Source organism: Pseudomonas sp. LARHCG127, from assembly GCF_052871455.1.
Window position 1 is genome coordinate 512491 of sequence record NZ_JBIXJT010000002.1, and the last position, 24456, is coordinate 536946.

General features: G+C 61.6%; 20 protein-coding genes. 11 read left to right on the forward strand and 9 right to left on the reverse strand.

Annotation, left to right across the window (positions count from 1 at the left end):
• Positions 1-180: 180 nt before the first annotated feature.
• From ACIPQ1_RS05690 to ACIPQ1_RS05710, 5 genes are all read left to right on the forward strand, one after another.
• Positions 181-822, forward strand: coding sequence for a thiol:disulfide interchange protein DsbA/DsbL (locus ACIPQ1_RS05690; RefSeq protein ID WP_250961571.1), 642 nt, complete (start codon positions 181-183; stop codon positions 820-822).
• A 15-nt stretch (positions 823-837) separates the two neighbouring features.
• Positions 838-1716, forward strand: a complete 879-nt coding sequence (locus tag ACIPQ1_RS05695; RefSeq protein ID WP_250961570.1) for an endonuclease/exonuclease/phosphatase family protein — start codon at positions 838-840, stop codon at positions 1714-1716.
• On the forward strand, positions 1713-3764 hold the full coding sequence (locus ACIPQ1_RS05700; protein ID WP_446533730.1) for a diguanylate cyclase: 2052 nt from the start codon (positions 1713-1715) through the stop codon (positions 3762-3764). The genes ACIPQ1_RS05695 and ACIPQ1_RS05700 overlap by 4 nt, the downstream gene beginning before the upstream one ends.
• 103 nt (positions 3765-3867) lie before the next feature.
• On the forward strand, positions 3868-4647 hold the full coding sequence (locus ACIPQ1_RS05705; RefSeq protein WP_411386065.1) for an N-acetylmuramoyl-L-alanine amidase: 780 nt from the start codon (positions 3868-3870) through the stop codon (positions 4645-4647).
• A gap of 75 nt (positions 4648-4722) precedes the next feature.
• Positions 4723-6336, forward strand: a complete 1614-nt coding sequence (locus ACIPQ1_RS05710) for an EAL domain-containing protein (RefSeq protein WP_411386066.1) — start codon at positions 4723-4725, stop codon at positions 6334-6336.
• Between the two features lie 8 nt (positions 6337-6344).
• On the opposite strand, the gene ACIPQ1_RS05715 is transcribed toward ACIPQ1_RS05710, so the two are convergent.
• Complete coding sequence (locus ACIPQ1_RS05715) at positions 6345-8135, reverse strand: ATP-binding protein (protein ID WP_411386067.1); 1791 nt, start codon at positions 8133-8135, stop codon at positions 6345-6347.
• Between the two features lie 10 nt (positions 8136-8145).
• Complete coding sequence (algB, locus tag ACIPQ1_RS05720) at positions 8146-9492, reverse strand: sigma-54-dependent response regulator transcription factor AlgB (protein WP_003177149.1); 1347 nt, start codon at positions 9490-9492, stop codon at positions 8146-8148.
• A gap of 439 nt (positions 9493-9931) precedes the next feature.
• Here algB and ACIPQ1_RS05725 point away from each other — a divergent pair, with 439 nt between their 5' ends.
• From ACIPQ1_RS05725 to ACIPQ1_RS05745, 5 genes are all read left to right on the forward strand, one after another.
• Complete coding sequence (locus ACIPQ1_RS05725) at positions 9932-10237, forward strand: hypothetical protein (protein ID WP_250961564.1); 306 nt, start codon at positions 9932-9934, stop codon at positions 10235-10237.
• A gap of 80 nt (positions 10238-10317) precedes the next feature.
• Positions 10318-10482, forward strand: coding sequence for a DUF1328 domain-containing protein (locus ACIPQ1_RS05730; protein ID WP_003177151.1), 165 nt, complete (start codon positions 10318-10320; stop codon positions 10480-10482).
• 2 nt (positions 10483-10484) lie between these two features.
• Positions 10485-10952, forward strand: coding sequence for an inhibitor of vertebrate lysozyme family protein (locus ACIPQ1_RS05735; protein WP_250961563.1), 468 nt, complete (start codon positions 10485-10487; stop codon positions 10950-10952).
• A gap of 702 nt (positions 10953-11654) precedes the next feature.
• Positions 11655-12986 carry a glutamate/aspartate:proton symporter GltP gene (gene gltP / locus ACIPQ1_RS05740; protein WP_250961562.1) on the forward strand — a complete coding sequence of 444 codons (1332 nt, stop codon included), beginning with the start codon at positions 11655-11657 and terminating at the stop codon, positions 12984-12986.
• Positions 12987-13176: 190 nt separating this feature from the next.
• Entirely contained in the window at positions 13177-14406 is a 1230-nt protein-coding gene (locus ACIPQ1_RS05745) for a nucleoside recognition domain-containing protein (RefSeq protein WP_411386069.1), read from the forward strand.
• Between the two features lie 366 nt (positions 14407-14772).
• On the opposite strand, the gene ACIPQ1_RS05750 is transcribed toward ACIPQ1_RS05745, so the two are convergent.
• The 6 genes from ACIPQ1_RS05750 to ACIPQ1_RS05775 all read right to left on the reverse strand — a co-directional run bounded on the left by ACIPQ1_RS05750 (position 14773) and on the right by ACIPQ1_RS05775 (position 22613).
• A complete protein-coding gene (locus tag ACIPQ1_RS05750) occupies positions 14773-15780 on the reverse strand; it encodes a DUF5924 family protein (RefSeq protein ID WP_446533731.1) in 1008 nt (335 codons plus the stop codon).
• A gap of 263 nt (positions 15781-16043) precedes the next feature.
• Positions 16044-17432, reverse strand: coding sequence for a M16 family metallopeptidase (locus tag ACIPQ1_RS05755; protein WP_411386070.1), 1389 nt, complete (start codon positions 17430-17432; stop codon positions 16044-16046).
• A 215-nt stretch (positions 17433-17647) separates the two neighbouring features.
• Positions 17648-19306, reverse strand: a complete 1659-nt coding sequence (locus tag ACIPQ1_RS05760; protein ID WP_186728492.1) for a Na/Pi cotransporter family protein — start codon at positions 19304-19306, stop codon at positions 17648-17650.
• Between the two features lie 328 nt (positions 19307-19634).
• Entirely contained in the window at positions 19635-20402 is a 768-nt protein-coding gene (locus ACIPQ1_RS05765; protein WP_186706414.1) for a TerC family protein, read from the reverse strand.
• A gap of 77 nt (positions 20403-20479) precedes the next feature.
• The gene (locus tag ACIPQ1_RS05770) at positions 20480-21787 is read right to left on the reverse strand and encodes a CitMHS family transporter (RefSeq protein ID WP_411386071.1); all 1308 of its coding nucleotides are present in this window, start codon (positions 21785-21787) and stop codon (positions 20480-20482) included.
• Between the two features lie 487 nt (positions 21788-22274).
• Complete coding sequence (locus tag ACIPQ1_RS05775; RefSeq protein ID WP_186706413.1) at positions 22275-22613, reverse strand: DOPA 4,5-dioxygenase family protein; 339 nt, start codon at positions 22611-22613, stop codon at positions 22275-22277.
• Between the two features lie 84 nt (positions 22614-22697).
• Here ACIPQ1_RS05775 and ACIPQ1_RS05780 point away from each other — a divergent pair, with 84 nt between their 5' ends.
• A complete protein-coding gene (locus tag ACIPQ1_RS05780; RefSeq protein WP_250961557.1) occupies positions 22698-23357 on the forward strand; it encodes an NAD(P)-dependent oxidoreductase in 660 nt (219 codons plus the stop codon).
• Positions 23358-23430: 73 nt separating this feature from the next.
• On the opposite strand, the gene ACIPQ1_RS05785 is transcribed toward ACIPQ1_RS05780, so the two are convergent.
• A complete protein-coding gene (locus tag ACIPQ1_RS05785; RefSeq protein ID WP_446533732.1) occupies positions 23431-24381 on the reverse strand; it encodes a choline sulfate utilization transcriptional regulator in 951 nt (316 codons plus the stop codon).
• Between the last annotated feature and the right edge of the window lie 75 nt (positions 24382-24456).

Here is a 24456-nt window from a genome sequence, read left to right on the forward strand (position 1 = left end):
GCGAGGGGATACACCTCTTGCAACGTTAACGCTCGATTAATCTGTCGATGCGAGCATCAAAAGGGTGGCTTTGGCCGCCCTTTTTTGTGGCCGCTGCCGTTACACTAGAGAACTTGAACCCGCCACGGTCTGTCTTAGAAACAGGCCTTGCCAGGTCCCCTCATTGTCCAGGAGTAAAGCATGCGTAATCTGATCATCAGCGCCGCGCTCGTCGCCGCCAGCCTGTTCGGCATGACTGCCCAAGCGGCTGAAAAGCCCGCCGCCCCCTATGTCGAATTGACCAACCCCGTTCCGGTGGCAGCGCCTGGCAAGATCGAAGTCGTGGAGCTGTTCTGGTACGGCTGCCCGCATTGCTACGCTTTTGAACCGGTGATCAACCCATGGGCTGAAAAACTGCCTTCGGACGTCAATTTCGTCCGCATTCCTGCCATGTTCGGTGGCCCATGGGACGCCCATGGCCAGATGTTCCTGACCCTCGAAGCGATGGGTGTCGAGCACAAGGTTCACGCGGCGGTATTCAACGCGATCCAGAAAGAAGGCAAGAAGCTGGTCAAGAAAGATGAGATGGCGGACTTCCTCGCCACCCAGGGCGTCGATAAGGACAAGTTCCTCGCCACCTTCGATTCCTTCGCTATCCAGGGCCAGATCAAGAAGGCCCGCGAGCTGGCGAAGAAATACGAAATCACCGGCGTACCGACCATGGTCGTCAACGGCAAATACCGCTTTGACATCGGCTCTGCCGGCGGTGCCGAACAAGCCCTGCAACTGGCCGACCAGTTGATCGCCAAAGAGCGAGCGGCCACCAAGGCTGCTGCCAACTAAGCGCGGCCCACGCCCATGGCCCGCTGGAGTACCGAACGCATCGTTGGCCTGCATGAACCACGGGTCAACGAGCATCATGTCACGTCCACGGGCCTGCCTGGCGACAGCCGCTTGCGGCTGCTCAGCTTCAATATCCAGGTGGGCATCAGCACCGAACGCTACCGGCATTACCTGACCCGCGGCTGGCAACATTTGCTGCCGCACACCGGGCGTGCCGGCAACCTGCAGAAAATCGGCGACCTGCTCAAGGACTTCGACCTGGTGGCCTTGCAAGAGGCCGACGGCGGAAGCTTGCGCTCAGGCTACGTCAATCAGGTGGAACACCTGGCCCAACTGGGCGCTTTTCCCTACTGGTACCAGCAACTCAATCGCAACCTCGGACGCCTCGGCCAGCACAGCAATGGCGTGTTGAGTCGCCTGCGCCCGTGGGCGATCGAAGATCATCCGCTGCCGGGCCCCAAGGGCCGCGGGGCGATCCTGGCGCGTTTCGGCGAAGGGCCGGAGGCGCTGGTCGTGGTCATGATGCATTTGGCCCTCGGGGCGCGTACCCGGACAATGCAGCTGGCCTATATTCGCGAGCTGATCGGCGGCTACAAACATCAGATCCTGATGGGTGACATGAACACTCACGCCACTGACTTGCTGCAGACCTCGCCCTTGCGCGATCTCGGCTTGCTCGCCCCGCAACTGGAAGCGACATTCCCCAGCTGGCGCCCACAGCGCTGCCTGGACCATATTCTATTGAGCCCGACCCTGACCCTCGAACGCGTCGAGGTGCTGGCCCAACCCATTTCCGATCACCTGCCGGTCGCGGTAGACATTCGTTTGCCGGGTTCGCTCACGGCCGATGCATTCCCCGCGCTGAGTACTGCCCTCGCGGATCCGAATGAATGAGCGACGACGCCGAACGTTGGAGAGAGAAATACCTCAAGAGCATCGAACAGCAGGAAAAGCTCGAGCGCCGCTGGGATGCTCGGCTCGACTTGCTGCGTCGTGGCCTGGTACGCAGCACCCTGGCCGCCGAGGGCACTGACCGGGCTGTCGATCAATGCATGAAAGAGATGCGCGAGGTGGTGCGCACCGATGACATGGATGCCGGCCTCGCTGCCCTGCTGCCGCGCCTGGAGAAAGCCGTACTCGATTCCGAGCAACGCCGCGAAACCCGGGTCGAGCAGACGAGCGCTGCGTTGACGGCCCTGGTCGCCCAGTTGCAGAGGCTGCCGTTGCCCAAAGAAGTCAGCCGGCCGCTGAAGAAGTTTGCCAAGCAACTGGAGGACCGGGCCGGCCAGGCCCGGGAGATTCCGCTGCTGCTCAGCGAACTGAGCGGTTTGCAAGGCAAGGCACTGAGCGCCTTGGACGCCCCTGTCGAACCGAATCGACCCGGTCTGCTGCAACGGCTGTTTGGCGGCCAAGGCCATGAGGAATCGGCGCCGCAGCCCCACGAGCCCGCCCAGGCCAGCGTGGCGCCTGCGTCAGAAACGACTCTGCCGGTAGCCGTTGGGCCGGCAGATGATGCAGCCTCCGTCGCACCAGGGCCAGCACCGCAGCCATTGGTCGCGGAGCAAGCACCCGAGGCGACGCCCGAACCGGTCGGCCCGGTTGCGCCGCAGATCCACGTCGCGGCGTCCCCCACTCCGACACCCGTCGCCGAAGTGATTCAGCCAACCAGCGAGCTGGACGAAGCAACCGAGCCCGCCCCGCCGCAACCACCGGTCGCCCACGAGCTCCCGGTAGCGGCGTCCAGCCCGGAGAATCCCGACGAGCTGATGCCCGAGGAGGAGCCTCAGGCCTTCCCCGCCCCCTCGTCGCCGCCAACAGAAGTCGAGCCCGACGAACCCCTGGCCGCCGCCGATATCGTAGACGCCCAGTACGCCCTTCCCGACTCGCCGGAACCGTCCTACAGCTCGGTCGCCAAACACATTGAAGACACCTTGTTGGGCCTGTTGGGCGACCTGACCTTGCCCGAACGCCATCGCCCACAAGCCGAAGCCATGCGTGAGCGGCTGCGAAATGGGCTGAACTGGTACGAACTGCTGCCGATCCTCGATGATCTGGCGGTATTGATGCTGGCCATCACCGACACCGGCCAGCATGAATTCGAAGCGTACTTGCAGCGCCTCAATGATCGGCTGGAGTCCTTCCAGAGCAGCCTGCAAGCCGCCAGTGAAGACCACGCCGACAACCTGTCGGCCTCCCGGGAAATGGACACCCAGATTCGCGAACAGGTGGACGGGCTGCAAAGCAGCGTGCAACAAGCCGATGACCTGGAAGGCCTCAAGCAGGTGCTGGAGAATCATCTCGAAGGCTTGCTCGGCACAATGGACCAACACCGCCAACAACGGGATCAGCGCGAGCAGGAAGTTTCGACGCGCCTGAAAAGCCTGGCCGATCGTGTCGCGCTGATGGAGCAGGATGCCCAGGTCGTGCGGGAAAATCTCGAAGAGCAACGGCAAAAAGCGCTGGTCGATCCGCTCACCGGGTTGCCCAACCGTGCTGCCTGGTCCGAGCGGCTGGAACATGAAGTTGGCCAGTGGCAGCAACACGGCAATAGCTTGCTGCTGGCCATGCTCGACCTCGATCATTTCAAGCGCATCAATGACAACTACGGCCATCTGGCCGGCGACCGGGTGTTGAAATTGATCGCTTCAGTCCTGCGCAAGCGCCTGCGTGGCGGCGATTTCATTGCACGTTTCGGTGGCGAAGAGTTTGTCCTGCTGGTGCCGGATACGCCCCTGGCCGCTGGCGCCAAGCTGGCCGAGGCGCTGCGCCTGGCCATCGAAGCTTGCCCATTCCATTTCAAGGGCGAGCCGGTGACCGTGACGGTATCGGTGGGCATGACGGCCTTCAAGCCGGGCGAACACAGCGATTCAGTGCTTAAAAGAGCCGATCAGGCGCTCTACCGGGCGAAAAATGCCGGGCGCAACCGCGTGGAGTGGGGCTGAGGGCTAATTGTTCCAATTTGTTTATTATCGTCCCGCGCACCGGATCATCGCGGGGCGATACGTTACACTGTTGCATTACTTCCAGCACGTAATGCCTTCCGCCATGAAATTTCTTTCGCTCATCGTTGCTTTAATTGTCCTGGCCGGCTGCACCAGCGGCCCGCGGTTCGACACCAGTCACCCTTCCGTCAACCATGACAACCGCATCCAATTCGTGGTGGTGCACTACACCTCGGCTTCCCTGGAACGTTCCCTGGCCCTGCTGACCCACGGCGAAGTCAGTGCCCATTACCTGATTGGCGACGATAAGGACGCAACCATCTACAAGTTGGTGGATGAAAGCCGACGTGCCTGGCACGCCGGGGAAAGTGAATGGGAAGGTCGGACCTGGCTCAATTCCAGTTCCATTGGCATCGAAATCGTCAATCCGGGTTTCATCGACACGCCCACCGGGCGTCTCTGGTATCCCTACAGCGAAGCCCAGGTCCAAGCGCTGACCGTGTTGCTCAAGGACATCCTGAAGCGCAACGGGCTCAACCCGCGCAGCATTATCGGCCACAGCGACATCGCGCCCCTGCGCAAGCTCGATCCGGGGCCATTGTTCCCTTGGAAGCGCCTGGCGCAGGCGGGCTTGGGAGTATGGCCGGACGAGCAGGCCGTCGCGCGCCAGCAGGTGCTCTTCGCAGCACAGCTACCGCCCGCCAGCTGGTTCCAGGCCGAACTGGCCCGCCTGGGCTACCCAACGCCCCGGACCGGCGAATGGGACGTGGCCACCCAGCAGGTGCTGGCCGCCTTCCAGATGCACTACCGTCCGACCCGCTTCGACGGCACACCGGACGCGCAAAGCGCGGCGATTCTGCAGGTGCTCAACCAGACAAAATAATGACGCCCGTCCGACGAATCGGGCCAAATCCAAATCAGAGGCTATAACTCATTGGTAACTTTCGGATTACCGATGATGACGGCTGCCCGCGAAAACCTACAGAGCTGGCTCCATCGCCCCTTTTTCCTGGCGATGATAGCGGCTGCCTTGAGTACCGTCCTGCTGCTGGCGGGCAGTCTGTTCGTGGTCGTGCAGCAGATCCAGCAGCGTGAAAGCGACCAGATGAATGCCCAGGGCGAGCGCTTCCTGCTCCGCCTGGAACAGCTCTTCGGGCAGCTGCGTGAAAGCCTCGACGACCTGCAAAACCAGCCCTTGCGCGGCTGCGACGATGACATGATCGCGACCTTGCGCGAGGTCAGCTTCAACTACCGTTTCGTTTATGAAGCGGTGTACATCGATGGCAGCGGCGTTTGTACCAATCGCCCGCGCCCGAGTGGATTGTCGGTGACCCGCCCGCCCGACCTCCGGGGCCCGACCTACAGTTATTGGCTCAATACCACCACCGAACCCGATGAAGACCGCGCGGCGTTGATGCTAGGGCGCGGCAATTTCCGCGTCGCGACCTCCCGTGGACATCTGGCCGACGTGGTCGACCTGCCACCCGGCAGCAGCTTGCTAGTGGTCCTGGATCATGGCGAGCGAGCCATTCCCGTGTTGGGCACCCAACAACGCTGGCCACCTGCGGAGCCTTGGCCGCCGAAAAGCCAAAATGCCCTGCAGGTGACGCAGACCCGATTGATCTATCGGATGCCCACCGACAGCCCGGAATATCAGCTAGTGCTGATTGCCCAGCGCAACGGTTTCAAGGTTCCGCCCTATGCTTGGTGGATGTTGCCCGTCAGCCTGGTGCTGGGCCTGGGGATTGGTTTCCAGGTGTTTCTGCTGGCACGCCACCGCCAGTCCATGGATGCCGAACTGCACGGGGCCATTCGGCGCGGTGAACTACAGGTGTTGTACCAGCCGATTTTCGACCTCGACAGCCGCAACTGCGTCGGCGCCGAAGCCTTGCTGCGCTGGCGACGACCGGACGGCACCCTGACCAGCCCGGACTTGTTTATCCCGATGGCCGAGAACACCGGGCAGATCCGCCAGATCACCGATTTCGTGCTGCAGCGGCTGTTCGACCAATTGGGCCAGCTGTTGCGGGCCAATCCGCAGCTGTATATCTCGGTGAACCTGGCGGCCTGCGATGTAATGGTGCCGCGTATAGGTGAAGTCATCGCGCGCCTGTTAGCCCTGCATCGGGTCTCGGCGAACCAGATAGCTTTCGAGGTGACCGAGCGCGGACTGATCGATGTGTTGGTCGCCCGGGATAACCTGCAATCGCTGCGTGATGTCGGGCATCAGGTGCTGATCGACGATTTTGGCACCGGTTATTGCAGCCTGGCCTACCTGCAGACTCTGCCGGTGGACTGCCTGAAAATCGACAAGGCTTTCATCGACGCCTTGGGCCACGACGCCGCCAGCAGCGGTGTGGCCCCGCACATCATTCGCATGGCCCACGCCCTGGAACTCAAAGTGATCGCCGAAGGCATCGAGCATGAAGCCCAAGCCTCCTATTTGAGCAGCGAAGGGGTGAGGTTCGGCCAGGGCTGGCTGTTCGCCCATGCCCTTAGCGCGGTGCAGCTCATCGAATTGATTACCCGCGGCCGACGCCTGCGCGGACGTCGCCTTGATGATGAAGCCTAAGCCGTGAGTCAGACCGTCAGCGCCATGTAGAACTGCGTGCCCTGCCCCGGCCTGGAATACACGCCCATGCGGCCGCCGTGGAGCTGGACGATTTCCTTGCACAGGGCCAGGCCGAGGCCGGCGCCACCCTTCTTGCGTCCGACTTGGACGAAAGGCTCGAAGATCCGTCCCTGTTGGCCGTAGGCAATGCCTTCACCGTTGTCTTCCACGCTGATGATCACCCGCTCGCCATGGCGTCGGGCCTGCAAGCGGATCTGGCCGTCTTCGCCGGTGTGGCGCATGGCGTTGTCGATCAGGTTGTCGAGCACGCGATCCAGCTGCCCGGCGTCGGCATGCAGCCGTGGCAACGGACCCTGGATGGCCACGAGCAGCTCGATACCCTTGGCGTGGGCCTGTTCGGCGAACCGCAACCGGGCATCCTCCAGCAGGTCGTCGATGGAGCAAGGCGCCAGGGTCAGCTTTTGCAGGCCGTTCTGGTAGCGAGAGAAATTCAGCAGGTCATTGATCAGTTGCATCAGCCGCTGCATTTCTTCCGTGACGGTGTTAAGCAGGTCCGCCTCGCGGGACTCCGGCGGGAAGTGCAAGCGTTCCTGCAACAGGCCGAATGCCATGTGCATGCCCGTCACCGGCGTGCGCAGCTCGTGGGAGGCACGCAGGACGAACTCGCTGCGCACCCGTTCGAAGGCGCGCTGTTCGGTGACGTCATGCAGCACCATGACCGCGCCGAGGATGTGGCCCTGGGTATGACTGACCGGCGTGAGGCTGTAGGTCAGCACCCGCGACTCGCCGTCGACCTCGATGCTCAGGTCTTCCGGCGCGCGCTCCAGGGTTCCACCGCGCAATACCAGGTGCAATTCTTCATCCAGTTCCAGGCGTCCCAAGGCCTCGCCCAGCCCTTGGCCCAGGCGCGCCTCATCCCAGCCCAATTGGCGCTGGGCCACCGGGTTGAGGTGTTCCAGCTGGCCTTGGCGGTCAATCATCAGCAAGCCGTCGTCGATGCTGTCGAGCACGGCTTGCAAACGTTGCTGGCCGGCGAGCAGTTCATCGACATTGGTGGCCTGGTGTTCGCGCAGTGCCTGGGCCATGACCCCGAAACGACGGGTCAGCAGATTCAACTCCGCGGCGGAAGAAATGGGCAGCGTGACCTCGAAATTGCCCTGGCCGATGTCATCCGCCGCCGCGGCCAGCGCCTCGATCGGCGCGCCGAAACGCCGGGCAATGCCGTGGGCCGTGATAAAGCCGATGATCAGCACCGCCAGCCCGACCAGGCCCAGCAGCCCGGAAATCCACAACGCACGTTTCCGGGCGCGGTCCTGGGTTTCACTGATGTTGCTCAAGGCCTCGCGATAACCCTCGATCAACCCGTTACGCAGCACGTTGAATTTCTCGGTGAGCGCCTTGATGCCGGTGAGCTGGCTCGCCTGCTGGCGAGCCGCGGTGAAAGCCTCGAGAAACTCGACATAGTCGGCCTTGGCCCGGCTGAAGCTGACCGCTGCATCGTCCAGTTTCCGTTCGTGGGCAATCCCCTCGTCGATCAACGCCAGGTATTGCTGCTTGGATGCCTCCAGCGCAGCCAGGTCGGGCTTGTCGTCGAGCATGATTATCAACTGATCGCCCAGGGTCTGGCGCAGCTTGAGGCCCAGGTCCAGCAGGATGAAGTTGTCGCGTACCGATTGTTCCTGGGTGTTGGCCATCTGCATCACGCTGACCAGGCCAAGCACCAGCCCCAGCAAGGCCACGGTGATCAGCGCCGAGATGCTGAGAAACAGTCGCGTGCGCAGCTTCATCGCCAGTTTCATAAGGTGTCGCTCACAGGTTGTACTGCTTGCGTTTGCGATACAGCGTGGAAGCATCGATACCCAGGGTCTTGGCCGCCTGGTCGAGGGTGTCGGCCGTGGCCAGTACTGCACCGATGTGGGCCTTTTCCAGTTCATCGAGGCTCAAAGCGGCACCGATGCGCGGCGCATTGTTGACCGGCTGCTCGGCCATGCCCAAGTGACTGATTTCGACTTTTTCCTGTGGGCAGATGATGCTGGCCCGCTCGACCACGTTGCGCAGTTCGCGGATGTTGCCGGGCCAGCGATAGCCTAACAGCGCTTCACGCGCCTCGTCGCTGAAGCCCCGGGCCGGGCGCGCGTATTCCTTGACGAAGCGGGCCAGGAAGCGATCGGCCAGGGTCAGGATGTCTTCGGCGCGCTCACGCAGCGGTGGCAGGTGCAGGGTGATGACATTCAGGCGATACAGCAGGTCTTCGCGAAAACGCCCGTCGCGCACCATGTCTTCGAGGTTGAGGTTGGTGGCGGCGAGAATTCGCACATCGGCGCGGCGAGTGACCGGGTCCCCTACCCGCTCATATTCCTTGTCTTGGATGAAACGCAGCAACTTGGGTTGCAAAGTCAGCGGAAAATCGCCGATCTCGTCGAGAAACAGTGTGCCGCCGTCGGCCTGGTTGACCCGGCCCAAGGTACTTTCGCTGGCGCCGGTGAACGCCCCTCGGCTATGGCCAAACAACTCGCTTTCCATCAATTCGGCGGTCAGTGACGGGCAATTGATGGTGACGCAGGATTTCTTCGCGCGCTTGCTCCAGCCGTGGATCGCTCGAGCCAGCTCGCCTTTACCGGTGCCGGATTCGCCGAGGATCAGGATGTTGGCGTCGGTGCTCGCCACTTGGCGCGCGGTCTCCAGCACGACTTTCATCGCCGGACTGTGGGAGTCGAGGCCGTCCTTGGGTTTACGCACCTCGCCTTCCAAGGCTTCGAGCCTTGCCGACAGTTGGCGCACTTCCAGTTGCTTGGCGGTGGCCAGGCGCAGCTGATCCGGGCTGCAAGGCTTGACCAGGTAATCGGCGGCGCCGGCCTGGATGGCATCGACCGCGGTGTCGACGGCCGAGTGGGCGGTGACGATCACCACTCGCATCCACGGCGCCTGGATACGCATTTGTGCCAGGACATCCAAGCCGTTGTCTTCCCCCAGGCGCAGGTCGAGAAAACACAGGTCGAACACCTGGCGTTGCAGCAGTGCGTCGGCTTGGGCAGCGCTGTTGGCCGTGGCGACGGTATAGCCTTCGTCTTCCAGGCAGTAACGGAACGTACGCAGGATGGCGGACTCGTCGTCTACCAGCAGAATGCGGCCTTGGTGCTCAGTGGCGGATTCCATTTTTCCTACGCTCCTTTAATGAATGATGTTGGTTAGTGTCAGAAAAATCGGGCAAGTTGCATGGTCGATTCTGAGGGGATATTACCCACCGAGCGTGCCTCTGTGGATGTCTGACTCCTAAAAGCCTGATTTGAGTTCCTTTTTTTCTGCTTCCTACGGGTCGGACGGTTCGTATCGCTGATTCCGACGGCTGTTTCTGACAGGCCATTCCAAAACAACCTAACGCCTTTTTCCTTCCCGTCGTGCAATACGCACGACGTGCGCGCGGGCCATCGTGCAGGATGCGCTCCTCATGCTTCGCAAATATTTCATAACACGTTGATTTTAAAGGAATTTAAATCAATAAAATTCCTGGCACGCCGGCTGCAATGTTCTGGTCAACGTGGCGTAAGAGCGCCTCAAACCAGATCACCACACCCGGGTGGGGAGGAATTTCAGGATGAATCGTCAAAGTGCCGCCCAATTTAAAAGCGCCGCCCAATTTCGACTCTCTTCTCTGCACTTCCAGCAGGGCTTGTGGGCTGCCCTGGCCCTGTTGGTCACGCTCGTGATTGGCCAGCAATGGTTGCTCTGGCAAGAGCGCCAGCAACCCGAAGCGCCGCAAGTTTCGATTCATCGCGCCCCACAAACCCACTTCAGCGCCGTCAGCAACCTCAAGGAAGCGTCCGCTGCCATGCGCATGATGGATGTCGATCAGGTTCAGCCAGTGACCGACATGCCGCGTGAAGAGCGCTGGGTGTTTTAACCCGATGTACCGGTCGTCCACTGCGCCGGAACCATCACCGCCAGACCCTCACTAAATAGAAAAGCGTAAGGAGAATCACCATGTTGAGCTGGGCAATTACCTTCCTGATCATTGCCATCATCGCCGCCGTACTGGGCTTCGGTGGTATCGCAGGCACCGCCACGGGCATCGCCAAGATTCTCTTTGTCGTGTTCCTGGTGATGTTCATTGCTTCCTTCTTCTTTGGCCGTCGTGGCCGAGGCTGACCATGAGCGTTTCATTCAAAGGACTGGCCGCCGCCCTGTTGCTGGGCGGCAGTGCCATGGCAATGGCTGCCAATGACGGACAGATGCGCGTCAACCAAGTGCTGCAGGCGGACCCGCAATACCGCGAGACTTGGCAGCACGTCGTGAAAAAAGAAGAACGCTTGCCGGAATGGGTGATGAACCTCTCAGGCAAGTCGGAACAACAGATGAATGCGGTCGAGGAAGACGGCGAGAAGTATTTGGTGGGCCCGCTCTGTGAGCTTGAGGCGTCGTGTCTTAATCAGCGTCTGATCGTTGCCTTCAGTTTCGACAAGGACGAGGCCTATGCCATGTTGGTGGAAGTCCCTGCCGGACTGCCCGCCGACAAGTCCCCGACCCGTCATGCCGATTACCGTTTCCTCGGTAATCCCAATGAAGGTATGCAAGAACTGTTGATGGAACAACTCAAGAAAGATCCGAACTGGTACTGATTCTGAAAATGGGAAAAGCAGCCCTGCTTTTCCCTGCTGCACAGCCCGAGGAGGGCCGGTGCATGACCAAGGGGCCGGGATGTTCTGACGGATGAGCGTCGGAGTGACCTACGGGCACAAGGGGTGCCTGCGAAAGGGCCGGGTCAGGTAAAAGCTGCGACGCAAGTTCGCAAAGCCGCACGGCTTGGCGAACTTGCGTAGAGCTTCGTGTCGCACAATGCGTGAGCCAGAGCGATTGGGTTCTTCTGGCGTCATACGCCGGCCGCGATGCGGCATTTTGTCTCCTCCCACCAATTTATTGCCCTTTCCCCGACCGTATATCGGAGAATGCCGAGATAAATTGTCTCGTGGGCTGCGCCTCGTTGCGTCGCCATTTCATCGGTTTCCCAACCCAGGCGGAATCAGCCCAGCTACGCTGAAATGGCCGCTTCACGGCACTTATGCCTGCACAAATGGCGCATTCGAACCGCTTGCAAGGCGGGTTTCGTTTGGAAAATCTCATGCCGATTCGGCATGGGGTAGGCGTTTACGGCATTAGACGATCCCCCCTGGCATCGCAATAGTTGCGCCTTTTTTCGCCTGCCAGTAAGCCGCTCGCGCGCGCTCGGGGTGACCTTATACGGGGGCAGGGGCGTGAATGTTTTTCGTCATCGACGAGCATTCGCGCCCCTGCCCGAGTCCAACTGAAGTAAGGGTAACGATATGAAGAAGGCACGACTAAGCCTCGCCTGGCAGATCCTCATCGGTCTGGTGCTAGGGATTGCATTGGGCGCGCTGCTCAACCATTTCAGTGCCGAGAAGGCCTGGTGGATCAGCAACGTGCTGCAACCGGCGGGCGATATCTTTATCCGTCTGATCAAGATGATCGTGATCCCGATCGTGATTTCCTCGCTGATCGTCGGTATCGCCGGGGTGGGTGATGCCAAGAAGCTCGGGCGTATCGGTCTCAAGACCATCCTTTACTTCGAAATCGTCACCACCATTGCCATCGTCGTCGGCTTGCTGTTGGCCAACTTCTTCCAGCCGGGCACTGGCATCGACATGAGCACCCTGGGCACGGTGGATATTTCCAAGTACCAGGCCACGGCGGCGGAAGTCCAGCATGAACATGCGTTCATCGAGACCATCCTCAACCTGATCCCGTCGAACATCTTTGCCGCCGTCGCCCGTGGCGAAATGCTGCCGATCATTTTCTTCTCCGTCTTGTTCGGCCTGGGCCTGTCCAGCCTGCAATCGGACCTGCGCGAGCCGCTGGTGAAAATGTTCCAGGGCGTGTCGGAGAGCATGTTCAAAGTCACCCACATGATCATGCAATACGCCCCGATCGGTGTGTTTGCCCTGATCGCGGTGACAGTCGCCAACTTCGGCTTCGCCTCCCTGCTGCCGTTGGCGAAACTGGTGATCCTGGTTTACGTCGCCATCGCCTTCTTCGCCTTCGTGGTGCTGGGCCTGATCGCCCGACTGTTCGGCTTCTCGGTGCTCAAGCTGATGCGCATCTTCAAGGATGAGCTGGTGCTGGCCTACTCCACCGCCAGTTCCGAAACCGTGCTGCCGCGCGTGATCGAGAAGATGGAAGCCTACGGTGCGCCGAAAGCCATCTGCAGTTTCGTGGTGCCGACCGGTTATTCGTTCAACCTTGATGGCTCGACCCTGTACCAGAGCATCGCGGCGATTTTCATCGCCCAGCTGTACGGCATCGACCTGTCCATCAGCCAGCAATTGCTGCTGGTGTTGACCCTGATGGTCACGTCCAAGGGCATCGCCGGCGTGCCGGGCGTGTCGTTCGTGGTGCTGCTGGCCACCTTGGGCAGCGTGGGCATTCCGCTGGAAGGCCTGGCCTTCATCGCCGGTGTCGACCGCATCATGGACATGGCCCGTACTGCGCTGAACGTTATTGGCAACGCCCTGGCGGTGTTGGTCATCGCGCGTTGGGAAGGCATGTACGACGATGCCAAGGGCCAGCGCTACTGGAACTCCCTGCCGCACTGGCGCAGCAAGGAGCCGTTGCCAGCGGGGGAAACTTCCAGCAATTGATGCCTGCCTTGAGGCCGCCATCGCGAGCAGGCTCGCTCCCACACTGACGAGTGTTCCCTGTGGGAGCGAGCCTGCTCGCGATGGCGGCGGCACATTCAACATCAAGCCAACCAAACCCCGGAGCAATCCGGGGTTTGTCGTTTCTGCCAGCCCCGCTATCATTCGCGGCATCTTCCGAGGGACTTAACCGATGCTCAATGGCCTGTGGCTTGGCTTCTTTATCGTGGCAGCCGTATCGGCGCTGGCGCAGTGGCTGATTGGCGGCAACGCCGGGATATTCGCCGCCATGGTGGAAAGCATTTTCGCCATGGCCAAGCTGTCGGTGGAGGTGATGGTCCTGCTGTTCGGCACCCTGACCCTGTGGCTGGGCTTCCTGCGCATCGCTGAAAAGGCCGGCATCGTCGACTGGCTGGCCAAGGCCCTCGGCCCGCTGTTCTTGCGCTTGATGCCGGAAGTGCCTGCCGGCCATCCGGCGATCGGCCTGATCACCCTCAACTTCGCCGCCAACGGGCTGGGGCTGGACAACGCGGCCACCCCCATCGGCCTCAAGGCCATGCGCGCCCTGCAAGACCTCAACCCCAGCCCGACCATCGCCAGCAACGCACAGATTCTGTTTCTGGTGCTCAATGCCTCGTCGCTGACCCTGCTGCCGGTGACCATCTTCATGTACCGCGCCCAGCAAGGCGCGCCGGATCCGACCCTGGTGTTCCTGCCGATCCTGCTCGCCACCAGCGCCTCGACCCTGATGGGGCTGTTGTCCGTGGCGTTCATGCAACGCCTGCGCCTGTGGGACCCGGTGGTGCTGGCTTACCTGATTCCGGGTGCGCTGGTGCTGGGTGGCTTCATGGCGCTGTTGGCGACGCTCTCGGCCACGGCGCTGGCGGGGCTGTCATCGATCCTCGGCAACCTGACGCTGTTCGGCCTGATCATCTTGTTCCTAGTGGTGGGCTCACTGCGCAAGGTCAAGGTGTATGAGGCCTTTGTCGAAGGCGCGAAAGAAGGGTTCGACGTTGCCAAGAGCCTGCTGCCGTACCTGGTGGCCATGCTCTGCGCCGTCGGCGTGCTGCGGGCCTCGGGCGCGCTGGATTTCGGCCTGGACGGTATCCGCCACCTGGTGCAGTGGGCCGGCCTGGACACGCGGTTCGTCGATGCCTTGCCGACCGCCATGGTCAAGCCGTTCTCTGGCAGCGCCGCCCGGGCCATGTTGATCGAGACCATGAAGACCTCCGGCGTGGACAGCTTCCCGGCCCTGGTGGCAGCGACCATCCAGGGCAGCACCGAGACCACGTTCTACGTGCTGGCAGTGTATTTCGGTGCCGTGGGCATCCAGCGGGCGCGCCATGCCGTGGGCTGCGCGCTGCTGGCGGAATTGGCCGGGGTCGTGGCGGCGATTGGCGTTTGCTACTGGTTCTTTGGCTAAGCGGTGGGAGTGAGTTTGCTTGCGATAGCGGTGGTTCAGCTGACAGCGCTGCTGGATGTGCCGCCGTCATCGCGAGCAAGCTCGGCTCCCACAGGAGTTTTTGCCAGGCGCAAAGCTTCTGAACGACCCGGCCATTGTGGGAGCCGAGCTTGCTCGCGATGGCGTCGGATCAGTCAGCATTGAGGTTGGCTGACACACCGTCATCGCGAGCAAGCTCGGCTCCCACAGGACAAGTGTCCTGCCCAAAGCCATGAACACCGCCAATTCCCTGTGAAGGCAAGCAAGCTTGGCTTGCTCCTCCCAAAGCCATGAACGCCGCGAATCCCTGTGGGAGCGAGCTTGCTCGCGATAAGGTCCGAAGGACCTTCAGTCCGTCACCTCGAAACGCAGCACGCCGATCATCTGGCCGTTTTCCGTGAGCACTCGCACTTGCCATTTGCCGGTCGAGTTTTCCGGGAAGTTCTGCTTGTGGGTCCAGGCGCGATAGCCTTCCTTGCGCCCGCCATGGATGTCCAGGGCGATGCGGTCGACTTCTTTGCCGTTGAACTGCCAGACATGATAAATCCGCTCATCGAGCCCTCGCGGCGCATTGATGGCCGTGTAGGCGTACAGGCCGTTGCCGCGAATCTGCGCCGCGCTGACCTGCTTGAGGCTGGCGCCCGGCGTGCGGTCCTCCAGCTGGGTGCTGATGGCCACTTCGGTCATCCACAGCGTGGCCGGTGGCACCCAGGAGCGCAGCATCCACCCAGCGGCCCCAATCCCCACGGTGATGCAGAAGATCGCCAGGGCGTTGCGCACGGTGCGGATCGGGAAGATCGAGGCCAGGCTGGGAAACGACAGCAACATGGCCGTGCCCAGCGCCAGCTTGAAGCTCTGGTCGGTGGTCAGGTGCAGGATCACCGGCAATGCGGTGAGCAGGGCGGCGAACAGTGTCAGCGTGTGCAGCGCCAGGAACGCCCAGCGCCGGGGCGCCAGCCATTTGTAGTACAGCGGATCGGTGATCGAAATCAGCGCCGCGATGGTCAGCAGCCCGGTGAACAGCAGCTGGCTACTGTTCCAGGTGGTGGTGATAAAGAAGAACGGCAGGACAAAAAACAGGCTTTCCTGGTGAATCATCTGCGTGGCATAGCGCAACAGCGGCTGGGGGATTTCCCGTTTGAAAATCCGCGTGAACAGCCGGGTCATGCTGTTCTCCACCATCAGCCAGAGCCAGCTCACCAGCATCATGATGGCGATCCAGGTCGCCAGGCCCTGCTGGCGGTCCACCAGCATGAAACTGCCGACCCCGGAGATGAAACCACCGAGCGCAATGACCCCTGGATAGCGCTTCATCAATTCAAGGATGCGCTGGAGATAGACCGTCAGGTTTTGCATTCGGTGGTTTCACAGTAAGTCGTAGGAAATATCCCTGACAGAGTATCGCCAGGACGATGACAAGGCGAGGAGCGCGACGCCTACCGTGGCTATCTTTTGTGGCGAGGGAGCTTGCTCCCGCTGGCCTGCGAAGCAGGCCCCTGCATTTCTTCAGACAGACCGCATTGCCCGGGGTTGCGACTGCTGCGCAGCCGAGCGGGAGCAAGCTCCCTCGCCACGGGATTTGAGTGCTCCTGAGCGAGGGTTATCGCGAGCAAGCTCGCTCAATCAGACGTCGGTCGCGCCCTGCGACTCCATCGCCACCCAATCCCCACCAGCAGCAACCCCAGCAAACCAGCCAGCCCCCAGACAAGCTCATCATCACTAAGCAACGGCTTCTCGATGCGCAAATACCCCGGGTCCTTGAGCAGTTCGCGCAGGGCCGTGTTGGCCTGTTCCAGGCTCACCCCCTGCAGGCGGACCGCCGGGTTGGCGAAGCGGCCGTCTTCGTAGTCACCCAGGGCGCTCCAGTAGTAATCGGCCAGTGCGCTGTTGCCTTGAACCGCCCAGGACTGATGGGCGATGGCCGCGCGTTTGATGCGCACGAAACTGGCCGGGTCCAGGCCATCCTTGAGCAAAGTCTTGCGCAGTTCTTCGAGGGCTTGTTCGGCTTCGGGCAGGTCCTCGCGGGACAGGTCGGCGTTCAGGCTGAAGAAGCCGACGCCGCCGAACACTTCGCGCTCGGTCCACGGCCCGTAGGACAGGCTGCGGGCCAGGCGCAATTGACGGTAGAGCGCCCAATCCAGGTAATCCTTGAGCAGGTCGAACGTCTCGTCATGTTGCTCGTCCAGCACCGGCTCGGGGAACAGCCAATGCAGCTTGGCGCTGTCGCCGACCAGGCCACGGATCAGATTGCGCTTGGTGACCGCCTTGTAGCGGATCTGCGGCAGCGCCTCGTGGACACTGGGCTCCACCGGTTCGAGCTCGCCAAAGGCGCGTTCCAGGTAGGCCGGCAGCAGTCGGTCGAGATCGCCGACGATGATCAGCGTCATGTTGTTCGGCGCATACCAGTCCTTGCGCACTTGTTCGAGGCGGGCGAGGGTATGGCGCTGGACCTCGGGCCGTTCCGCGCAGCGCAGGCCCAACTCAACCGCCAACTGATTGCTGGCCTTGTGGCCCAGGTCTTGGCGATCGAGCCAGCGTTGCAGGTGGGTGTAGTGGCCGCCGTCTTCGCGCTCCACCACCCGCTTGGCCGCTTCCAGGGCTTTTTCATCGATGCGGGTGCGGGTCAACAGCGCCAGCAGCAGGTCCAGGACCTTGCGTTGATTGCGTGCCGGCGCCTCGATGACAAACGTGGTGTCGGCGTTGCTGGTGAACGCGTTCCACTCGCCACCCAAGGCTTGCATGCGCTCTTCCAGGCCGCCTTCGCCGCTTTCGTCGACGCCGCTGAACAGCAGGTGTTCGAGCAGGTGCGGCAGTTCCTTGTCGGCGCAACTGAAGTCGTCCAGGCCCACGCCCACCACCAGCCGGATCGCCACGTGCCCGCGCTCGGTGCCCGGCTTGAGCAGCAATTGCAGGCCGTTGGGCAGCGTATAGCCTTCGACCTGGAACCGGTCGAGGGCAACCACGGGCAATGAACCGAGCAAAAGAAAGGCGAGCAACAGACAACGCATAAAGGCTTCCTGGCGGCTGGGTGGAGGTCCATGGTGTCGGGCAGGCCGTCAACGGCGGAGTGTCGCCCGGAGTCGGCTCGCTCCCTCTATCGAATCTATGCGGTGTTCATGACAACGGGAGCAGGCGGGCCGGTGAACGGTTTCAGGCCCTAGCCATTGTTTTTGACTGACGTTTTTCACTGACATTGTTACTGACTGACCAATGCGCCAGTCGTTCACGGCGAATGGGTAATGTCGGAAATTTCATCGGCCGCCAGGGCGCCGATCTCGGACGTTTCCAGCACCACGTAGGCACTGCCGCAAAACAGCGAATTGAGGCGTCGCATGTCAGCGATCAGCTCCAGGTGCAGGGAACTGGTCTCCATGCTTTGTACGACTTTGCGTTGCAAACGGCTGACATGGGCGTGGGCCATGCGCCGCTCCTGCGCCCGAAAGCGACGTTTCTCACGCAACAACTGCCGGGCGCTTTCCCGGTCGGCGCTGAGGAATACCGACAGGCCCAATCGCAGGTTGGCGATCAAGTGGCTGTGCAGCCCCGCCAATTCCTCCAGGCCGACCTCGGAAAAGGAACGACGTTGCGAGGTTTTCTGCTGCTGGACCTTGCGCAACATGCGCTCGATGAGGTCGCTGGCCAGCTTGAGATTGATCGCCAGTTCGATGATCTCCGCCCAGCGGCGGCTGTCTTGTTCGCTGAGGTCCTCACGGGGCATTTGCGCCATGTACAACTTGATGGCACTGCACAGCGCTTCGACGTCATCGCTCATGCGCCGGACGTCCTGGGTCACCGCCGTTTGCGCTCCGCGCAGCACGTCCAGCATGGCTTCGAGCATGTTTTCGATCAGGTCGCCGATGCGCAAGGTTTCCCGGGCCGCGTTCGCCAGGGCCAGGCTCGGAGTGGCGAGGGCGGTGGCGTCCAGGTGGCGGGGCTTGGCCGTGCCGTTGGTCTCGGGCCGCTCCGGCAGCAGCCAGGCACAAAGCCTGGCCATCGGGCCGACGCTGGGCAGCAACACCAGGCACCGCACGGCGTTGTAGAGCAGGTGGAAGCCGATCACGGTTTCCTGGGGGCTGAAATCCAGGCTATCGAGCCAGCCCACCAGCGGATCGAGCACCGGAATGATCAACACCAGCCCGATCAGCTTGTACAGCAGGCTGCCCAGCGCCACCTGGCGTCCGGCGGTGTTCTGCATGCTGGTGCTGAGGAACGCCAGGATGCCGCTGCCGATGTTGGCGCCGATCACCAGGCCGATGGCCACCGGCAGGCTGATCACCGCGGCGCCGGCCAGTGTCGCGGTCAGCAGCACGGCCGCGAGGCTGGAATAGGAGACCATTGCGAACAGCGCGCCGACCAGCGCATCGAGCAGGATGTCGCCGGTCAGTGAAGCGAAGATCACTTTCACGCCTTGGGCGTGGGTGATGGGCGCGGCGGCTTCGACGATTAACTGCAAGGCGAGGATGATCAGGCCCAGGCCGATGCTGACCCGACCCATTTGCCCGACGCGCGTCTGTTTGCGCGAGAGGAAAAAAATCACCCCGAGGAAAATCAGCAGCGGTGACAACCACGACAGGTCGAGGGTCAGCACCCGCGCCATCAGCGCGGTACCGACATCGGCGCCGAGCATGGTCGCCAGGGCCGGGGTCAGCGCCATCAGGCCCTGGCCGACGAACGAGGTGACGAGCATGGCCGTGGCGTTGCTGCTCTGGACCATGGCCGTGACCATGATGCCGGCGATGAACGCCAGCCAGCGCCGGGACATGTTCTGGCTGATGACGTGGCGCAGGTTCGAGCCATAGACCCGCAGGATGCCAGTACGCACGATATGCGTGCCCCAGATCAGCAGGGCCACGGCGGAGAGCAAATTGAGCAGGGTCAGCATGAGAGGCCCCCTGTTAGCGTCCCAAAGGAACAAATGGGTGATGCCACATTCTTCGTTCTTGTACTTAAGCTGTAGTTGGCGAACGGTACGGGCGCCAGCATTGCACAGCTAAAGAATTGATTGAAACAAAACTGTCATGAAAATAAATTCCTCAAACACCCCTGTGGGAGCGAGCTTGCTCGCGATGAGGCCATAACATCCAACATCTTCTTCGACTGTCAGGCCGCTATCGCGAGCAAGCTCGCTCCCACAGGTATTGCATCCGGCCGCTTTCCCGCAGGCATGAAAAAGGGGCTCCAAGAGCCCCTTTCATTCACTGCCCTCTACCTTACTGACCCGGCATGTCCTTGCGCAGTTTCACCGGATCCTGTTGCTTGCGCTTGCGTGCCATCGCGGTGCGCATCTTGATGTTGACTGCTTCCACCGCCAGGGAGAACGCCATGGCGAAGTAGACGTAGCCTTTTGGCACGTGCACGTCGAACGACTCGGCGATCAACACGGTACCGACCACCAGCAGGAACGACAGCGCCAGCATTTTCAGCGACGGGTGCTTGTCGATGAATGTGCTGATGGTGCCCGAAGCCAGCATCATCACCAGTACGGCGACGATGATTGCCGCGACCATGACCGGCACATGGGAAACCATGCCGACCGCGGTGATGACCGAGTCCAGGGAGAACACGATGTCGATGATCGCGATCTGGATGATGGTGTAGATGAAATTGCCGCCCTTGCCCGAAGGCGCGTCGCTGCTTTCATCTTCGCCTTCCAGCGCGTGGTACATCTCTTGGGAGCTTTTCCACAGCAGGAACAGGCCGCCGAAGAACAGGATCAGGTCACGACCGGAGATGCCCTGGCCGAACACTTCGAACAAATCGGCCGTCAGGCGCATGACCCAGGTGATGGACAGCAGCAACAGGATCCGCGTGATCATGGCCAGCGCCAGACCGAAAATCCGGGTGCGCGCCTGCATGTGCTTGGGCATGCGGCTGACCAGGATCGAGATCATGATGATGTTATCGATGCCCAGAACGATTTCCAGGGCAGTCAGGGTAAAGAAGGCAACCCAGATTTCCGGGTTGGTCAGCCATTCCATGTGAGTTCCTTTGAGCGAGTGTTAGGCCGCGCCGCGCCTTCGGTTACCCGAGAGGGGCGACGCAGCGGGCGTTGCTTTTATAGAGTGCTGAACAGCGGAAAAATCCCCATCAGCAAGGCGGCGAACATTATGCACAGGCAAACCAGTACTGCCCACTTCAAGGTGAAGCGTTGGTGATCGCCGAACTCGATTCCCGCCAGGGCCACCAGCAGATAAGTCGACGGAACCAACGGACTCAGCAGATGCACGGGCTGGCCAACGATGGAGGCACGGGCCATTTCGACGGCGGTGATGCCGTAATGACTGGCGGCTTCGGCCAAAACCGGTAACACCCCGTAATAAAATGCATCGTTGGACATGAAGAACGTGAACGGCATGCTCACCAATGCGGTGATGACCGCCAGGTAAGGACCGAGGAATTCCGGAATCACCGCCAGCAGGCTCTTGGACATGGCGTCGACCATGCCGGTGCCGGACAGGATGCCGGTGAAAATCCCTGCCGCAAAGATCAGCCCGACCACCGCCAGTACACTACCGGCGTGCGCCGCGACGCGGTCTTTCTGCTGTTGCAGGCACGGGTAGTTGACGATCATCGCGATGCTGAAGGCCACCATGAACAGCACCGGCAATGGCAACAGGCCGGCGATCAGGGTGCACATCAGGGCCAGGGTCAGCGCGCCGTTGAACCAGATCAGCTTCGGACGGCGAGCGTCCGGGAACTGGGACACGCTGATTTCGCTGTGGTCGATCTCGTCGCTCGCCAAGTGCAATTCACCCAGGCGCGCCCGCTCGCGTTTGCCATACATGTAGGCGATTGCCAGGATTGCCACGACACCGGCCAGCATGGCGGGAATCATCGGCACGAAGATGTCGGACGGGTCCACGTGCAGCGCACTGGCCGCCCGGGCGGTCGGGCCGCCCCACGGGGTCATGTTCATCACGCCGCCGGCAAGGATGATCAGGCCAGCCATGATGCGCGGGCTCATGCCGATGCGGCTGTAGAGCGGCAGCATCGCGGCCACGCAGATCATGTAAGTGGTCGCGCCGTCACCATCAAGGGAAACGACGAGCGCCAGAACGGCGGTACCGACCGAAACTTTCAACGGGTCGCCCTTGACCAGCTTGAGAATCTTGCGCACGGCCGGGTCGAACAGGCCGGAGTCGATCATCAGGGCAAAATACAGAATCGCGAACATCAGCATCACCCCGGTCGGGGCGAGCTTGGTGATGCCTTCGAGCATCATCGGGCCGATTTTCGGCGCGAAGCCACCGAACAGGGCGAACAGGATCGGGATGATGATCAGGGCGATCAGCGCGGACAGGCGCTTGGTCATGATCAGGAACATGAACGTGATGACCATGGCGAAGCCAAGGAAAGTCAGCATGGGAAATACTCCAGGCGTGGCGCGGCTATGGAAGGCGAACCGGACAGGTCAGCGCAGGATGCAAAGCACGGGGCGGACGGATGGAGTGGGTGCAGCGGGACGGGTAGCAGCGGACATCAGAATCACCATTGTTGTTGTTAAAAAGGCCGAACGAGCATCAGAAAGACTCGTTGTAGGCCACCGGTCTGTTGCCGGTAGGTGAGGCGATCCTAATCGCGCAAGCTTTCAGCAGCCTTTCGCCGCTGCAATGGTTGATGACTGGCCAAGCGAGCTGTGTTGCGGTGTTGTTGTGTGCTGCTGTGCTGCTGTGCTGCTGTGCTTTTGTGGCGAGGGAGCTTGCTCCCGCTGGGCTGCGCAGCGGCCCCAGGATTTTGCGGCCGCTGCGCAACCGAGCGGGAGCAAGCTCCCTCGGGCGGCCCCCGCGCCCCCCGCGGGCGGCCCCCCCCCCCCCCCCGCGCGGCCCCACCCCCCCTCGCCACAAAAGCAGTCAGGTTTTTGCTTTAAAGGCTGAAAGATTCAACGGCCGCACCGCCCCCATCCAGATCGCATGGTCGGTGTGGTCGGCCAGGTCATCGCCGGTCTCCGGGTGCAGGAAAATCACCAGCCCCTTGCGATTCAGGGCCAGCCACGGCAGGACCACGCCGATGTACTGCGGATCGAAGGCCAGCTGACAACTCCAGTCCGGGTGGGGGCCGACCGGGCGTTGATGGACGCGGCCCATTTTCAGCGGGAACAACTGCGCCGCTTCCTCACACAGCGCCCGCGCCTGGTCGAGGGTGTTGGCATCGAAATACACGTGGGCGTGGTAGCCCTTGATCCGCTGCATCTGTTTCTCCTTGAAAAGAGGCCGAACCCTCGCCGTTTGCCGCGGGTCAGAGCCTTTACAGGCGGGACAACGAGGAAAACAGCCATGAAAAACGCCGAAACCCCGGTCATCAAAGTGGTGCTCTATGGTGCCATGAGCAGCCTCGGCAGTGCGTTGATGGCTGAACTGCTACGGCGCCAGCATGAGGTCATCGCCATTCTCGACGACCTCACCGCCCTGGCCCCACGCCCGGGCCTGCGAACCAAGACCGGCGATCTGTTCGACCCGGAGCGGGTCAAGCAAAGTGTCGCCGGCGCCAGCGCCGTGGTGTGCCTGTTGAACGCACCAGGGTTGCCGATGAACAGCGAACAGGTGGAGCGCACCTTGATTCCCGGCCCGGTGGAGCAGGTCCTGGCAGTGGATGCCCTGATCGCCGGCATGCAGGCGGTGAACATGACACGGCTGTTCCTGGTGGGCGATTTTGCGATGCTGGACGAAGAACAGGCCGACGATGATTTGCAGCGCCATGCCGCCGAAGAGATGCTCGACGCCCTGAAGAGCAGTGCCTTGCAGTGGACCTTGATCAACGCGCCCTACGCCGCGCCTGGCCTGGGCATCGAACATTTCAGCCAGGTCAGCACCAGCCTGGAACCCGGCCTGGCCGAAACCTTGGAGCGGCTCAACCGCGTGGCGGTCGGCATCGCCGACGAGCTGCGCCTGAACCTGCACGTCGGCGAGCACGTCAACTTCGTGCCCGCCAATTAGCGATGGACATCCCGTGGCGAGGGAGCTTGCTCCCGCTGGGCTGCGAAGCAGCCCTAAAACGACGGCCACGTACTCAAACAGCAATCGACGGCAACGGCAATCCCGTGAGCGATTCGGCGCTGTTGGCCTGTTCTTCCATCAGCCAATCGACGAATTGCCGGATCAACACACCGCGCCGTTTACGCTGGGGCAAGACCACGTAATACCCCAGCCGCGACAGCACTGTTTCCGGGATCGGACGACACAACAGGCCCTGGGCCAATAAGTTATCCACAAGGTGACGCCAGCCGATGGCGACGCCTTGGCCGCCAATCGCCGCCTGGATGAGCAGCGTGTAGTTGTCGAAGCGCAACTGTCCGGGCGCCGGCGGTGAGGTGATGCCCAATTCGCGGAATACACCACTCCAGTCGAACCAGCTGTTGCTGTTGCTCGCGCGCAAATGCAGCAACGGAAATTCCGCCAAGGCCTGGGCGGGCAAGGGCAGGGGACGTTCCTTGAGCAGCAGCGGGCTGCACACCGGGAAGACTTCTTCGCTGAACAGCCAGCGACTTTCGCCTTGTTTGAAGCGACCGTCGCCGAATAGCACGGCAACGTCGATATCGGTGCGGAGCATGTTGTGGTTGCGTTCACTGGTCACCAGGCTCACGTCCACCTGCGGGTTGGCGGCGTGAAAGCGATGCAGGCGCGGCATCAGCCAATATGCGGCGAAGGCGAAGTCCGTGGCGACTTGCAGCACCTCATGCTGGTGTTGGGCGGTGATGGCGCTGAGCCCGGCATCGATGCTCTGCAAACCGGCCTGCACCTGCTCGAACAGGATCGTCCCGGCCTCGGTCAGTTCGATGCCGCGGTAGATGCGATCGAACAACCGCGTGCCCAGTTGCTCTTCCAGGCGCTTGATCTGCTGGCTGATGGCCGGTTGCGTGGTGCCCAGCTCAATCGCCGCCGCGGTAAAGCTTTGTTGGCGGGCCGCGGCTTCAAAGGCTCGGAACAGTTCCAGGGACAGGTTACCCAGGGCGTCATACATAAGCTGTGCTTATCCTAGTCATTATCCTGCATGGGCTTTACCCCAAAACCCGGGGGCTACATGCTCAATCGCAGC